Origin of the sequence: Agrobacterium tumefaciens, assembly GCF_013337285.1 — a bacterium.
GTDB classification, from domain to species: domain Bacteria; phylum Pseudomonadota; class Alphaproteobacteria; order Rhizobiales; family Rhizobiaceae; genus Agrobacterium; species Agrobacterium burrii.
The window spans coordinates 190,530-204,888 of record NZ_SUPW01000004.1; the positions used below are offsets into that span (position 1 = coordinate 190,530).

Consider the following 14,359-nt stretch of genomic DNA (forward strand, 5'->3'; position numbering starts at 1 on the left):
GGTATTTGTCCGGGGAGGCTCCCGGGGGCAAAAAATGCTGGTTGCCGCAAGCGAAGTGGAAAAGGCAAAGGGTTTCCGCGTCCATCTTGAGGATGGCGATATCGCGGCCTTGATGCGGGCTTTGCTTCAGAGCGAGCGCCGTGTGCAGAAACTTGAGCTTTCCACCGCCACAGTCTGGATCAAGCGTCAGGGCACGGAAACGCCGTCCTGGTGGATGAAGCTGCAGACTTTTCTCGCAAAACTCCTTCCCTACACCTTCATGCGGCCTTCGCCGCCGCTAGACGGTGTCGGACTGATGCGCCGCGAACTCGAAACGCTGGAGGTCTTCAAGGCCCGTGGTTTTCCCGTGCCACCCATCATCTATTCCTCGCTGACGGCCGTCGTTCTGGGCGATGTCGGCCCCACCATCATGGAGCGGATGGATGTGATTAAGGCAGCGCGACCGGCCGAGCACGATGCCCTGCTCGTGAAATCTGCAGAGGCGCTCGGTGAATTGCATGCGGCGGGTCTGTGCCATGGACGCCCGCATGTGCGCGACTTCTTTCTTGAAGAGGGCCGTGTCGGTTTCATGGATTTCGAGGAGCGCCCTCAGGAGGTCATGCCACTGGAAACGGCGCAGGCGCGCGATATCTGGCTACTGTTTTTACAGGTCGCGACACGCGCCTGTGACGCGCCGGAAACCTGTGACGCCGCCTTTTCCCGCTGGCGTGAAAACGCCCCGCCCCGGGCGCTGGAAGAATTGTGCCGCCTCACCGGCATTCTCGGGCGATTTTTACCGCTTGCCCGGTTGATCGGGCGCGTGCGGATGGGTAGTGATCTGCGACGCTTTATCATGGCGACCGACTATCTGATGAATGCTGTGAACCCCGAAGCCGCTCTCAAAAAAACCGGCAAGGCAGGAAAAGATGACTGAACTTGATACCTTGAAATCGCAACTGATGTCGGAGATCGCCGCCGCTGCCGATGAGCCGGCCATCGAAGCCGTGCGCGTTTCCGCACTCGGCAAGAAGGGCTCGGTTTCGGAGCTTCTGAAGACGCTGGGATCGATGACGCCGGAAGAGCGCCAGACGCGCGGCGCCGCCATCAACCAGCTCAAGACCGAAATCACGGACCTGATCGGCGAACGCAAGACCGGCCTGAAGGATGCCGCGATTGCCGCCCGCCTGAAGGCGGAGACGCTGGATGTCAGCCTGCCGGTTCGCCAGTCGCCGGCCGAGCGTGGCCGCATCCATCCGATCAGCCAGATCGTCGATGAAATCACCGCGATTTTTGCGGATATGGGTTTCTCGATCGCCGAAGGCCCGGATATCGAAACCGACTATTACAACTTCACGGCGCTGAATTTTCCCGAAGGCCATCCGGCCCGCGAGATGCACGACACTTTCTTCTTGCCTGCGAATGAAAAGGGCGAGCGCAAGGTGCTGCGCACCCATACCTCGCCCGTGCAGATCCGCACCATGGAAAGCCAGAAGCCGCCGATCCGCATCGTCATTCCCGGCAAGACCTATCGTCAGGATTCCGACGCTACCCATTCGCCGATGTTCCATCAGGTCGAAGGTCTTGTCATCGACAAGAAAGCGCATGTCGGCAATCTGCGCTGGGTGCTGGAAGAGTTCTGCAAGACCTTCTTTGAGGTCGACAGCGTCGTCATGCGCTTCCGCCCGTCCTTCTTCCCGTTCACGGAGCCGAGCTTCGAGGTGGACATCCAGTGCGACCGTTCCGGCCCGATCGTCAAGTTCGGCGAAGGTAACGACTGGATGGAAATCCTCGGCTGCGGCATGGTGCACCCGAATGTGCTGCGCGCCGGCGGGCTGGATCCTGATGAATATCAGGGCTTTGCCTGGGGCATGGGCCTCGACCGCATCGCCATGCTGAAATACGGCATGCCGGACCTGCGCGATTTCTTCAACGCCGATGTCCGCTGGATGAACCATTACGGCTTCCGCCCGCTCGACATGCCGACGCTGTTCGGCGGTTTGAGCGTTTAATCCGGTTAGCCAAGGAGCAAAGACATGAAATTCACTCTTTCCTGGCTGAAAGAGCATCTCGAAACCGATGCGACGCTGAACGAGATTTGCGAACGGCTGACGGCGATCGGTCTCGAAGTCGAGGACGTTGACGACAAGGCGGCCTATAAGCCTTTCGTCATCGCCAGGGTCGTTTCCGCCGAAAAACACCCCGAGGCCGACCGCCTCAAGGTGCTGATGGTGGATGCCGGTGATGGCAAGCCGGTGCAGATCGTCTGCGGTGCGCCGAATGCCCGTGCCGGCCTCGTCGGCGCGTTGGCGCGTCCCGGCATGTATGTTCCGGGTATCGATGTCACGCTGGCTATCGGTAAGATTCGCGGTGTCGAAAGCCACGGCATGATGTGCTCCGAAAAAGAGCTCAACATTTCCGACGACCATGACGGCATCATCGATCTGCCGCAGGATGCGCCTGTTGGTACGTCCTTCGCCACCTATGCCGGTCTCGATGATCCGGTCGTCGAAATCAACCTGACGCCGAACCGTCCTGACTGCACCTCGATCTATGGCATTGCCCGTGATCTCGCCGCTTCCGGTCTCGGCAAGCTGAAGACGAGACCCGCGCCATCCTTCAAGGTTGAAGGTGCAACGCCTGTTGATGTGAAGCTGGAACTGGATGATGCGGCGCTTTGCCCCGGCTTTTCACTGCGCATCGTGCGCGGTGTGAAGAATGGCCCAAGCCCAAAATGGATGCAGCAGCGCCTGATGGCGATCGGCCTGCGCCCCATCAACGCGCTCGTCGACATCACCAACTACATGACCTTCGATCAGGGCCGGCCGATGCACGTCTTCGACGCTGCCAAGGTCAAGGGCGACCTTACGGTTCGCCGCGCGAAGGAGAGTGAAACCATCCTCGCGCTCGACCAGCGGGAATATAAGCTCGGCCCGAACAATGTCGTCATTGCCGATGAAAAGGGCCTCGAGTCCATCGGCGGCGTCATGGGCGGCGAACATTCCGGCTGCGATGAAAACACCGTCGATGTGCTGATCGAGTCCGCTCTTTGGGATCCGATCAATATCGCCAAGACCGGCCGTTCGCTTGGCATCATCACCGATGCCCGTTATCGTTTCGAGCGCGGCGTCGATCCGGACTATATGGTTCCGGGTCTGGAACGCACCACAGAACTGGTTCTGGAACTGTGCGGCGGCGTTGCCGGCGAAGCCCGCGTCGTCGGTTACAAGGGCCACCAGCCCAAGATCGTTGATTTCCCGCTGGCGGAAGTCAAGCGCCTCACGGGCCTTGAAGTCTCTTCGCAGGAGAGCATCGCCATTCTCAAAGGTCTCGGTTTCGGGGTCGAGGGTACGGGCGAGCGCGTTTCCGTTACCGTCCCGTCCTGGCGACCGGATGTCGATGGCAAGGCCGATCTGGTGGAAGAAGTCATGCGCATCCATGGCGTCGACAACATCAAGCCAGAACCGCTGGAAAACTTCGGCGCTGTCAACGGCCGAATCCTGACCACGCTGCAAATCCGCACCCGCATTGCGCGCCGCGCGCTTGCCAGTCGTGGCATGCTCGAGGCCGTCACCTGGTCCTTCATTCCGGAAGCGCAGGCAAAGCTCTTCGGCGGCGGGTCGCCGGCCCTGAAGCTCGCCAACCCCATTGCAGCCGATATGTCGGACATGCGGCCCTCGCTGCTGCCTGGTCTGCTGACTGCGGCACAGCGCAATGCCGACAAGGGCCATGGTGATGTCGCGATCTTCGAGGTCTCCGGCACCTATGAGGGCGATACGCCGGAAGCGCAGCGCCGTGTCGCAGGCGGTGTGCGCCGTGGTACGGCCTCGCTCGCAGGCAGCGGCCGCATGTGGTCGAATGCCGCAAAGGGCGGCGGCAAGCCGGTGGATGTCTACGACGCCAAGGCCGATGCGCTCTCGGTGCTCGAAGCCTGCGGCTTGCCCATGGCCAATGTGCAGATCGAAGCAGGCGCTCCCGCCTGGTATCACCCCGGCCGTTCCGGCACCATCAAGATGGGGCCTAAGGTCGTGCTCGGATATTTCGGTGAGTTCCATCCGAAGACGCTGTCCGAACTCGATGTTTCCGGCGCTTTTAGCGGTTTTGAAATCTATCTCGATGCCATGCCGGAGCCGAAGAAGAAGGCGACCCGCACCAAGCCTGCGCTCGAGCTTTCGCCTTTCCAGGCGGTCAAGCGTGACTTCGCCTTTGTGGTCGACAAGTCAGTGGAAGCAGGCGCGATCATCAAGGCCGCAACCAGCGCCGACCGCAAACTGATCACCGGCGTCAATGTCTTCGACATCTTTGAAGGCGCATCGCTTGGCGAAAACCGCAAGTCGGTCGCCATCGAGGTCCAGATCCAGCCGGTCGACAGGACGCTGACGGATGAGGATTTCGAGGCGCTGACGGTCAAGATCGTCGGCAATGTCGAGAAGTCGACGGGCGGCGTTCTGCGTGCCTGAAAGCGGATGATGGAATGAAAGAAGCCGCGGCGGTTGCCGCGGCTTTTTTGTTTTTAGCGGTTGGCCATCTGCGACATGCGTTCGGGATATCGTTCCCCCGCAACCTTTGCCGGCGAGAGCAGCGCACCGAGGCTCGCGACTTCGTCCGCCGTCAGTGAAACATCCGCTGCAGCGGCATTTTTCTCCAGATTGGCAATTTTTGTGGTGCCGGGGATCGGAACGATGAAGTCGCCCTGCGCCAGCACCCAGGCAAGCGCCAGTTGCCCGGCAGTAACGCCCTTGTCAGTCGCCATGTCTTCCAGAAGCTTGATGAGCGCCAGATTGGCGTCGAAATTTTCACTTTGGAAGCGCGGCAGGCCGCGGCGGAAATCATCGGAGGCAAGTCCGTCGAGTGACTTCAGCGCACCCGTCAAGGCGCCGCGGCCGAGCGGGCTGAAGGGTACGAAGCCGATGCCGAGTTCACGGCAGGTATCCAGCACGCCATTTTCTTCGGGATCGCGGGTCCAAAGCGAATATTCGCTTTGAATGGCCGCAATCGGATGAATGGCATGCGCTTTGCGAAGCGTTTCGGCACTGGCTTCCGACAGGCCGAGATGTTTCACCTTGCCCTCTCGGACCAGATCCGCCATAGCGCCCACCGTATCTTCGATCGGGACATCAGGATCGACGCGATGCTGGTAGAACAAGTCGATGACATCGACGCCAAGGCGTTTGAGCGAGGCTTCGGCGACGGCGCGCACATTTTCCGGCCGGCTGTCGGTGCCCACCATCATCTGGCCTGCGGGTTTGCTGGCGTCGATCCGGAAACCGAACTTGGTGGCGATGACCACCTTGTCGCGATAGGGCTTCAAGCCTTTGCCGACGAGAATCTCATTATTGTAAGGCCCATAAACCTCTGCCGTATCAAAAAAGGTAACGCCGAGTTCGACGGCGCGGTGCAGCGTCGCTATTGCACTGCTTTCATCGCCGGTCGGGCTATAGGCATGGGTCATTCCCATGCAGCCGAGGCCAAGCGCCGAAACGGATAGGTTGTTTCCAAGGGTTCTTTGTTTCATCTGTTCGTCCTTCCATAAGGAACCGCCCGTCATCAGGGCGTGATCAGAAAATAGCGTCTCATGGCGGCAAAAATAATCGCTGCAAATCCGCTTGGGTTGTTCTATCATTTAGAACAATGAACCGTGTGCAACTCTCCCAACTGGCCGTTCTCGCCGCCGTTGCCGAAGGCCGCAGCTTCCGCAAGGCCGCGGCCGAACTCGCGATAGCGCCCTCTGCCGTCAGCCATGCGGTGTCGTCGCTGGAGGCAAGCCTTGGCCTGCGCCTGCTTCATCGTACCACCCGCAGCGTCTCGCCGACAGAGGAGGGCAGGCGGCTTCTCGAAACACTGGGTCCGGCGCTCGCCGATATCGATGCGGTCATCGAGACGCTTGCCGAGCATGGTGGGAGACCGGCCGGTCCCTTGCGCATCACCCTGCCGCGACTGGCGGCCGAGGATCTCATCGTGCCGCGGTTGGGCGAGTTCCTGCGGCTATATCCCGATATTTCGCTCGAAATCTCAACGGATGATCGTTTCGAAGATATCGTCGCAAAGGGGTTCGACGCCGGTCTGCGGCTCGGGGAACACCTCGATGCGGATATGATTGCGGTGAAAGCCAGCGGCGCGTGGCGCGGCGCGATTGTTGGTTCTCCGTTCTATTTTGCGGAAAATCCACCGCCACGCGATCCCAGGGAGCTCATCCGGCATCGCTGCATTCGCCGGCGTTTCGCCAGCGGGCTTATCTACCGCTGGGAGCTGGAGAAGGACGGCAAGCCGCTGGTGGTCGATGTCCAGGGACCCTTGATCCTGTCGGACCAGAGCCTCATTCGTCGGGCGGCAATCGACGGGGCAGGGCTTGCCTTTGTTTTCGAGCAGCGCGTCGAGGACGATATCAGGGAGGGCCGGCTCATCCGTGTGCTGGACGACTGGTGCGCGCCGTTTGACGGCTTTTACATCTATTATCCCTCGCGCCGGCAGATGCGCCCGGCGCTGAGGGCTTTCGTCGATTTTTTTCGCTTCAAAGCATGATCAGAACTTGATGCGATAGCGTATATGGCCGTCGCTCTTCACGTAGCTGTCATAGAGCTTCTGAGCACGGTGATTGTGCTCGTCGGTGTTCCAGTAAAGCCGTGACCAGCCCTTTTCCTTGCAGATACCGATGAGGTCGTCCATCAGCGCCCGGCCTGTCCCCTTGCCACGGATTTCACCATCGACATACAAGTCTTCCAGATAGCAATCCGGTGTCTTCACCCAGGTGGAGTCATGAAAGTGATGAATGGCGAAACCGGCCATCTGGTCGCCCAGCGAAGCCACACGCATGGACACGCGTGATGCAGGATCAAGGATGCGTGCCCAGGTGTGGTCGGTCACGTCATCGGCAAGTTCAACCTCATAAAAGGCGAGATAATCGTTCCACAGTCGCAGCCATTCCGCCCGGTCAGCCGGCTGCGCATCACGAATTATAAGCTCCATCTTATGCGCCTGCCTTGTCGAGAAGGGTCATCATTTCATCGGTCAGTTTCAGCTCGACGGCACGTTTGAAGCTTTCAAGCTGCGACAGGCTGGTGGCGCTGGCAATCGGCGCGGTTATCGCCTTTTTCCGCAATAGCCAGGCGAGCGCGATATCGGCAAGCTTGGCCCCTGTCTGCACCGCTACAGCATCCATCGCGCCCAGAAGGGCAAGGCCGCGCGTGTTGACATATTCGCCGACGCGATAGCTGCGGGCGACGCCTTCCGTATCGGCCTTGGCGCGGTACTTCCCGGTCAGGAAGCCGGCGGCGAGGCTGTAATAATTGATGACGCCAATCTCTTCTTTCACACAAAGATCGGCAAGCGGACCTTCGAAATCCGCGCGGTTATAGAGATTATATTCCGGCTGCAGCACGTCATAACGCGGAAGATTGTTTTTCGCAGCCGTATCAAGCGCATCCTGAAGCTGGCTGGCGGAATAGTTGGAGCAACCAATCGCCCGGATTTTTCCCTGTTCCTTCAGCTTTGCAAAGGCGGCAAGCGTCTCTTCCAGCGGCACGTCGGCATCCGGCTTGTGGGCGAGATAAAGGTCGATATAGTCGGTTTGAAGCCGTTTCAGCGAAGCATCGACAGCCTCTGCGATCCACTTGGCGCTGAGGCCGGTCTTCTGGCCGCGATTGTCGAAACCGACCTTGGTGACGATCACCGCATCCTCGCGCTTGATGCTCGATTGCTTCAGCCATTTGCCGATGATGGCCTCGGACTCGCCGCCCTCATGCCCGTCCACCCAGGCGGAATAGACATCCGCCGTGTCGATGGCGTTGAACCCTGCATCGAAAAAAGCGTCGAGCAGGGCAAAGGAAGTCTTCTCATCCGCTGTCCAGCCGAACACGTTGCCGCCGAAGACGATCGGGGCGATGGAGAGGCCGGTGCGGCCGAGGTTTCGTTTTTCCACGGGGAATGCTCCTGTTGCTGACTTTGTGGCAAGGTTAGCAACTGCTCATCCGCATAACCATTCAATTCCTTTGATGGCACTCATCAGGCAATGGACGGAAGTTGACGAGATCAGCTCCGGTAGCCTCGATAGTGGCTGGGCGGGAGGCGATTATGCTGTTGCCACACACGCCGCAAATGCCGGGCGGAGGCAAAACCCGCCCGTTCGGCGATGGACTCCATATCGAGGCGGCTGTTGGCGAGAATATCGCGGGCGAGATTGACCCGCATCAGGTTCACATAGTCGATGACGCTGATGCCGGTATGTTCGCGAAACAGGCGAGACAGGTGCCTTTCGCTAAGGGCCGCAATATTGGCCAGATTTTCCAGCGACCAGTCCCGTGCGGGTTCGGCCATCACCCGGTCCTGCACGCGGTGAATGGCGGGGTGCATGTGGTTACGGCCTGTCAGCCACGGCGAAATTTGCGGATCGCTGCCGTTGCGCCTGAGATAGACAACCATGGTTTTTGCTATGCGCGCCGCAACGGCCGGGGATGTCAGCCGGGAAACCACATGCAGCATGAGATCGATGCCGGTGGAGATGCCCGCACTCGAGAAGCGGTTGCCATCCTCGACGAACAGTCGGTTTTCGGCCACCTGGGACAACGGCGCGATGCGTCGCAGCGCCTCGATGCAATCGGCATGCGTCGTGCAGCTTCGCCCGTCGAAAAGTCCGGCCTCTCCCGCCAGCAACGCGCCGGAGCAGATGGAAATGACGGTGGTGTCGATACGCGCGACGCGACCCAGCCATGCCGTCAATGCCTGCCGCTCCCGCCGCGTTTCCGGTTCACTCTCGGAACGCGATGTGCTGCCGGAGATCAGCAGGAACGCATTTTCCGGAAGTGCCGTCGGCAGGGGCTCCAGCCCGCAAAGGTCAAGGCCGATCGAGGATTGTTGCTTGTCCCTTGCAGCAATGTAGCGGCAGTCGAAAAATATGTCGCTCTGCTCGTCGTTGGCATAGCCGATTACCTGCAAGGGGCCGGCAATATCAAGCAGCAGTGCGTGCGGCGGCACAAGCGTATAAAAGGGAATAATGCGTGTGCCGCCTCTATCCATCAGGCTGCTTCTTTCAGGGTTGTAAGCGCGTCCTTCACTGTGGCGATGCGTGCGAAGCGGCCGGCCAGCACCAGCTCGGTGCGTTTGCGAATATCGTCGGCGCTGAACACTGTGCCGGAGACGTGCGTCATCGGAAAGGTCAACGTCGCCTCGGTGACGTAATCGACGCTATAGCCGAGATCGGAAGCGTGCCGCGTGGTCGTTTCGCAGCATTGTTCGGTGCGGATGCCCGAGACGATCAGCCGATTGATGCCCCTCTGTGTCAGCCAGATTTCAAGGCCGGTGCCGGCAAAAGCCGAATGACGGTTCTTGTGGAAGGTCACGTCGGGCACGATTTCCACACCCTCCAGCGCACGGACATAGCCGCTGTCTTTCGAGAAGGCCTTGTCGCCATCAACATGGAAGATTTGCACAACGGGAATTCCCGCGGCCATGGCGCCGTCAATCAACCCCTGCTGTTTCTCCAGATAGGTAGCAAGTCCGCTGTCCTCGAAATAAGGGGTGTGCCGAAAGGATTCCTGAACGTCGATAACGAGCAGTGCGGTGTGAGAAGAGGACATTTCATGTTTCTCCGTTGGGTTTATTCATAGCATAATTCCCCTTTCTGACTTTCGATAAAAGCAACAACGCTGACAAAGGCAGGACACATCCGGCCATATTTTATAGTGATCGGACTTTGCCGGCTTGCCCCACGGTGCCGGGGTGGTAAGTTTCCGAAGAAATGGCAGAGTGGGAGAACGGGAATGCTGCGCTTCGGTATAATCTCAACGGCGAAAATCGCTCAGGATCACGTCATTCCGGCAATACAGGATGCGCAAAACTGTGTTGTAAGCGCTATCGCCAGCCGCGATCACGCCAAGGCGCGTGCGGTCGCAGACCGTTTTTCCGTGCCGCATGCCTTTGGTTCCTATGAGGAGATGCTGGCGTCGGATGTCATCGATGCGGTCTATATTCCGCTTCCAACCGCGCAGCATGTGGAATGGAGCATCAAGGCGGCCGATGCGGGCAAGCATGTTCTGTGCGAAAAGCCGATTGCGCTGAAAGCGGACGAGATCGATACGCTTATCGCCGCGCGCGACCGCAACGGCGTTATTGTGTCCGAGGCGTTCATGGTCACCTATGCGCCGGTCTGGGCCAAGGTGAAGGAGTTGCTGGCAACGGGCGCCATCGGTAAGCTGAAACATGTGCAGGGCGCTTTCAGCTATTTCAATCGCGATCCCGGCAACATGCGCAATATTCCCGAACTGGGTGGTGGCGCCCTGCCGGATATCGGTGTCTACCCGACCATCGTGACCCGTTTTGCCACCGGCGCGGAGCCGAAGCGGGTGCAGGCCACGGTTGAGCGCGACAGGCAATTCGGCACCGACATCTATTCCAGCGTTAGGGCAGATTTCGGCGATTTCGAACTGAGCTTTTATCTCGCCACACAACTTGCCGCCCGCCAGCTCATGGTCTTCCACGGCACGGATGGTTACATCGAGGTCAAATCTCCCTTCAACGCCAATCGCTGGGGTGCGGAAGAGATCGAGCTGACCAATCAGGCCCATAACCAGTCGCAAGTCTTCAGGTTTCAGGATAGCCGTCAATACAAGCTGGAGGCGGAGGCTTTTGCCCGGGCGGCGAAGGGTGAGGGCGAAGTCGTCACTCTGGAAAGCTCAAGGAAGAACCAGCTTTTCATCGACGCCATTTACCGGGCGGCTGAAAAAGACGGCTGGGAAACGGTTTAGTCGCGATCCAGCCGCTGCCTTTGAAGCCGCCAGTAGCCGTAAAGCGCCAGTGCCAATGCGGCGAGCGCTGAAAGGGCAAGCGGGATAAGTGGCTGCACCAGCGGATTGCGCCATTGTAGCAGGGCAAACAGCGCAACGCCGACGATACGGGAGGTAAGTGTAACGGCTTTCGTGAGAAATCCGCTCACCCTCCCGGATGTATCGCCCTTTGAACGGTTCAGCTGCCAGCTTGCCGCCAGCCCTGCCGCAGCACCGGGCAGGCGGGCGGCCAACGGATCGATACCGATATAAAAAATCAGCAGACAGGTCACGGCAAGGTCAACGGCCAGTCCGTAAATCTCCGTCAGCGCAAAGTGGGGAAGCCTCAAGGCCGTTAGCTTTTAAAGCGTCGGCTGAGTGGAGCGCGGGCGTTGCAGCACGAGAAGGCCGATGACGACACCGACGACGCCGAAATTATAACCGGCGAGCGCCAGGAGCAGCGACATCAACGGCACGGCTGTCGAAGAAAGCGCCATCGCTATGCCATAAGCGCCGATAATCATCATGCAGATGAAAATGATGCTGAAGACAGAACGCAACGCAACTGCGGTGACGCCAAGCACTGTGGCGGTAAGAAAAATCATGGATGCCGCCTCCTCTTTGGTTGCCGGGCCCGGGACAAGACCTAGCGTCTTCTTCCCTAACGAACCCTTGTTTTCTCCTCCGTTCCCTGTTTTCCTAACTCGTTAGTTGAGGATATGGTTTCATCGCCGTTAAAATCGGGCTGGCGAGCACCGGCATTTCCGAATCGACGGGTTTTGGTTACAAACGGTCATGAGCGATATCTTCTCCCACGCCGCATTGAGCAATCTTGCCGAGTTCTCGGTGTCCGAACTGTCGGGTTCCATCAAACGCACGGTGGAGACGGCTTTCGAGCAGGTGCGGGTGCGCGGCGAGATTTCCGGCTATCGCGGCCCGCATTCTTCCGGCCACGCTTATTTCTCGCTGAAGGACGATCGCGCCCGCATCGATGCGGTGATCTGGAAAGGCACGTTTTCGCGGCTGAAGTTTCGCCCGGAAGAAGGCATGGAAGTGATTGCGACGGGCAAGGTCACCACCTTTCCCGGTTCCTCGAAATACCAGATCGTCATCGAAAGCCTCGAGCCGGCCGGTGCCGGCGCACTGATGGCGCTGCTGGAAGATCGCCGCCGGCGTCTGGCGGCGGAAGGGCTTTTCGATCCGGCCCGCAAGCGCCGCCTGCCATTCATGCCGCATGTCATCGGCGTCGTTACCTCGCCCACGGGCGCGGTCATTCGCGATATTCTTCACCGCATTTCGGATCGGTTTCCGGTCCATGTCGTCGTCTGGCCGGTCAAGGTGCAGGGCGAAGGTTCTGGCGAGGAGATTGCGAACGCCATTCGTGGTTTTAATGCGCTGAAGATCGGTGGCGAGATTGCCCGTCCTGACGTGCTGATTGTCGCGCGTGGTGGCGGCAGTCTGGAGGACCTCTGGAGTTTCAACGACGAAATCGTCGTGCGCGCCGCGGCGGAAAGTGAAATTCCGCTGATTTCCGCCGTCGGACACGAGACGGATACGACATTGATCGACTATGCCGCCGATGTTCGCGCACCGACGCCGACGGGAGCGGCCGAAATGGCCGTGCCGGTGCGTGCCGAGCTTGAGGCGCAGCTTTCCGGGCTCGCTGCCCGTCTTTCCGGCTCGGTATCGCGGCAGATGGACAATCGCCGTCAGGGCCTGCGGGCGCTGGTGCGGGCGCTGCCATCGCTCGACCAACTTCTGGCCCTGCCGCGCCGCCGTTTCGACGAAGCGGCAAGCGGTCTCGGCCGTGGGCTTGAAATGACCACGCTGAACAAGCGTCGCGCCTTTGAGCGCTCCGCTTCGGGGCTTCGGCCGGAAACCCTTCTGAACGGTCTCAAACACCACAGGCAACGGATCACCGAGCGCATGCACCGGGCCGAAGCTTTGGTGGAACGCCGCCTGTTGCAGGGGAAAGGCCGCGTCGATGCCTTCGACTCCGCGCTGCGTTCACTGCCCGCCCGCCTGCTTGGCCAGCTGGAGCGGCAGAAGGAACGGGTCGTCACCGCCGCGCGCCGCGCCGATACCGCCGTCCTGCATCGCATGGCGCAGAACCGCGCGGGCCTTGCCGCCCACAACCGTATCCTGCAGTCGCTCTCCTACAAGAACGTGCTCAATCGCGGTTACGCTGTGATCCGCGATGAGGAAAACCGGCCGCTGACCCGCGCTGTCGCCATTGCCTCCGGCGCTGTCGTATCGATGGAATTTGCCGATGGCAGGGTCTCCGCCATCACGACGGGTGAGGGGACGCCGTTCCCGGATGCTGCCGCCGCACAAAAAAAGAAGCCGACGAAACCGGCTTCTTCAGGCCCCGGCAATCAGGGCAGTCTGTTTTGATCAGATCGATGCCGCATCCGAAAAACGGCGGCTGACGGTGAAGGTTTTTTCGATATCGGGATGCAGTTCCATGCCAAGGCCGGCCCCCGGCGGCACGGTGATCATGCCGTTTTTCACTTCCGGCAATGCGGTCACGAGATCGCGATACCAGGTCTTGTAGAAGGCGCGCACGCTTTCCTGCACCAGCGCATTCGGCGCATTGAGCGACAGATGCGTGGAGGCGCAAAGCACCACCGGCCCGGTGCAATCATGCGGCGCGACCGGCAGATGCCAGGCCTCTGCCATGGAGGCGATCTTGCGAGCTTCCGAAAGCCCGCCGCACCAGCTGATGTCAAGCATCACCACGCCGGCAGCACCGGTTTCCAGCAGGTCGCGGAAGGCCCAGCGGGAACCCAGCGTTTCGGATGCGGAAATCGGCGCGGGCGAGACGGCGGCATACCGCGTCAGGCTGGAAAGACTGTCCATCTTGATCGGGTCTTCATGCCAGAAGGTCTGGTATGGCGTGAGCGCCTTGGCGATCTGCATGGCGGGCAAAAGCTGCCACATGGAGTGAAACTCCACCATGATATCCATCTTGTCGCCGACTGCCTTGCGGATTTTTTCAAACGGCTCGAGCGCGCTTTTCAGGTCCGGCATCGAGATATATTGTCCGCGTGTCTTCTCCGCCGCCGCATCGAAAGGCCAGATCTTCATGGCCGTAATGCCGTCTTCCAGCAGCGAATGGGCAAGCTCATCGGCCCTGTGCAGGAAGCCGTTGAGGTCATCGTAATCCTTGCCGGCGGACAGGCCGTAATTGGCCGTCTGCTGGCCGGTGGCCTTCTTGATATATTCGGTGCCGGCGCAGGTATTGTAGGTGCGGATTTCCTTGCGGCTGAAACCGCCAAGCAGCTGGGCGATCGGCTGGTTGGTGGCCTTGCCGAAAATATCCCATAGCGCGATATCGAAGGCCGAATTGCCGCGCACTTCCGCACCCGATGAACGGAAACCCAGATACCCGACGAGATCCTGCGCCAGAAGGTCGATCTGCAGCGGATCGCGGCCGATCACGCGGGGCGCGATATATTCGTGCACATAGGTTTCGACGGTCTCGGCACCGTAGAAAGTTTCGCCAAGGCCGGTAATGCCCTCATCGGTATGGACCAGAACCCAGAGCAGGTTTGCCCGTTCCGCCACGCGGACGGTCTCGAGTTTCGTAATTTTCATGAAGTGTCTCCTCCAGAGGCAGGCAGTTT

14 protein-coding genes are annotated in these 14,359 nt (G+C 59.8%); 6 read left to right on the top strand and 8 right to left on the bottom strand.

Annotated features, from left to right (window positions below):
• The first annotated feature begins 34 nt into the window (after nt 1-34).
• The 3 genes from FCH38_RS13805 to pheT are packed head-to-tail and all read left to right on the top strand — an operon-like array spanning nt 35 to nt 4,436.
• Complete coding sequence (locus FCH38_RS13805) at nt 35-913, top strand: phosphotransferase (protein ID WP_174374106.1); 879 nt, start codon at nt 35-37, stop codon at nt 911-913.
• Nucleotides 906-1,988 carry a phenylalanine--tRNA ligase subunit alpha gene (gene pheS / locus FCH38_RS13810; RefSeq protein WP_149898337.1) on the top strand — a complete coding sequence of 361 codons (1,083 nt, stop codon included), beginning with the start codon at nt 906-908 and terminating at the stop codon, nt 1,986-1,988. The genes FCH38_RS13805 and pheS overlap by 8 nt, the downstream gene beginning before the upstream one ends.
• A gap of 24 nt (nt 1,989-2,012) precedes the next feature.
• Complete coding sequence (pheT, locus tag FCH38_RS13815) at nt 2,013-4,436, top strand: phenylalanine--tRNA ligase subunit beta (RefSeq protein ID WP_174374107.1); 2,424 nt, start codon at nt 2,013-2,015, stop codon at nt 4,434-4,436.
• 53 nt (nt 4,437-4,489) lie between these two features.
• Here the strand turns inward: pheT and FCH38_RS13820 are convergent, their stop codons facing one another.
• Nucleotides 4,490-5,491, bottom strand: coding sequence for an aldo/keto reductase (locus FCH38_RS13820; protein ID WP_174374108.1), 1,002 nt, complete (start codon nt 5,489-5,491; stop codon nt 4,490-4,492).
• Nucleotides 5,492-5,607: 116 nt separating this feature from the next.
• Between FCH38_RS13820 and FCH38_RS13825 the strand changes: the two genes are divergently transcribed.
• The gene (locus FCH38_RS13825) at nt 5,608-6,498 is read left to right on the top strand and encodes a LysR family transcriptional regulator (RefSeq protein WP_174374109.1); all 891 of its coding nucleotides are present in this window, start codon (nt 5,608-5,610) and stop codon (nt 6,496-6,498) included.
• Here FCH38_RS13825 and FCH38_RS13830 read toward each other — a convergent pair whose 3' ends face one another.
• The 4 genes from FCH38_RS13830 to FCH38_RS13845 all read right to left on the bottom strand — a co-directional run bounded on the left by FCH38_RS13830 (nt 6,499) and on the right by FCH38_RS13845 (nt 9,548).
• Nucleotides 6,499-6,942, bottom strand: a complete 444-nt coding sequence (locus tag FCH38_RS13830; RefSeq protein ID WP_149898341.1) for a GNAT family N-acetyltransferase — start codon at nt 6,940-6,942, stop codon at nt 6,499-6,501.
• A gap of 1 nt (nt 6,943) precedes the next feature.
• Complete coding sequence (locus tag FCH38_RS13835) at nt 6,944-7,894, bottom strand: aldo/keto reductase (protein WP_174374110.1); 951 nt, start codon at nt 7,892-7,894, stop codon at nt 6,944-6,946.
• Nucleotides 7,895-8,004: 110 nt separating this feature from the next.
• The gene (locus FCH38_RS13840; RefSeq protein WP_174374111.1) at nt 8,005-8,988 is read right to left on the bottom strand and encodes a GlxA family transcriptional regulator; all 984 of its coding nucleotides are present in this window, start codon (nt 8,986-8,988) and stop codon (nt 8,005-8,007) included.
• Nucleotides 8,988-9,548 carry an isochorismatase family protein gene (locus FCH38_RS13845; protein ID WP_174374112.1) on the bottom strand — a complete coding sequence of 187 codons (561 nt, stop codon included), beginning with the start codon at nt 9,546-9,548 and terminating at the stop codon, nt 8,988-8,990. Before FCH38_RS13845 ends, FCH38_RS13840 begins: the two co-directional genes overlap by 1 nt.
• A 183-nt stretch (nt 9,549-9,731) precedes the next feature.
• On the opposite strand from FCH38_RS13845, the gene FCH38_RS13850 reads away from it, so the two are divergent.
• The gene (locus FCH38_RS13850) at nt 9,732-10,715 is read left to right on the top strand and encodes a Gfo/Idh/MocA family protein (RefSeq protein WP_174374113.1); all 984 of its coding nucleotides are present in this window, start codon (nt 9,732-9,734) and stop codon (nt 10,713-10,715) included.
• On the opposite strand, the gene FCH38_RS13855 is transcribed toward FCH38_RS13850, so the two are convergent.
• Nucleotides 10,712-11,083, bottom strand: coding sequence for a hypothetical protein (locus FCH38_RS13855; protein WP_149898346.1), 372 nt, complete (start codon nt 11,081-11,083; stop codon nt 10,712-10,714). The two genes, FCH38_RS13850 and FCH38_RS13855, sit on opposite strands and share 4 nt — an antisense overlap.
• 12 nt (nt 11,084-11,095) lie before the next feature.
• The gene (locus FCH38_RS13860; protein WP_046799247.1) at nt 11,096-11,338 is read right to left on the bottom strand and encodes a hypothetical protein; all 243 of its coding nucleotides are present in this window, start codon (nt 11,336-11,338) and stop codon (nt 11,096-11,098) included.
• A gap of 190 nt (nt 11,339-11,528) precedes the next feature.
• Between FCH38_RS13860 and xseA the strand changes: the two genes are divergently transcribed.
• Nucleotides 11,529-13,127 carry an exodeoxyribonuclease VII large subunit gene (xseA, locus tag FCH38_RS13865; protein WP_174374114.1) on the top strand — a complete coding sequence of 533 codons (1,599 nt, stop codon included), beginning with the start codon at nt 11,529-11,531 and terminating at the stop codon, nt 13,125-13,127.
• Here the strand turns inward: xseA and FCH38_RS13870 are convergent, their stop codons facing one another.
• A complete protein-coding gene (locus FCH38_RS13870; RefSeq protein WP_174374115.1) occupies nt 13,128-14,330 on the bottom strand; it encodes a mandelate racemase/muconate lactonizing enzyme family protein in 1,203 nt (400 codons plus the stop codon).
• Between the last annotated feature and the right edge of the window lie 29 nt (nt 14,331-14,359).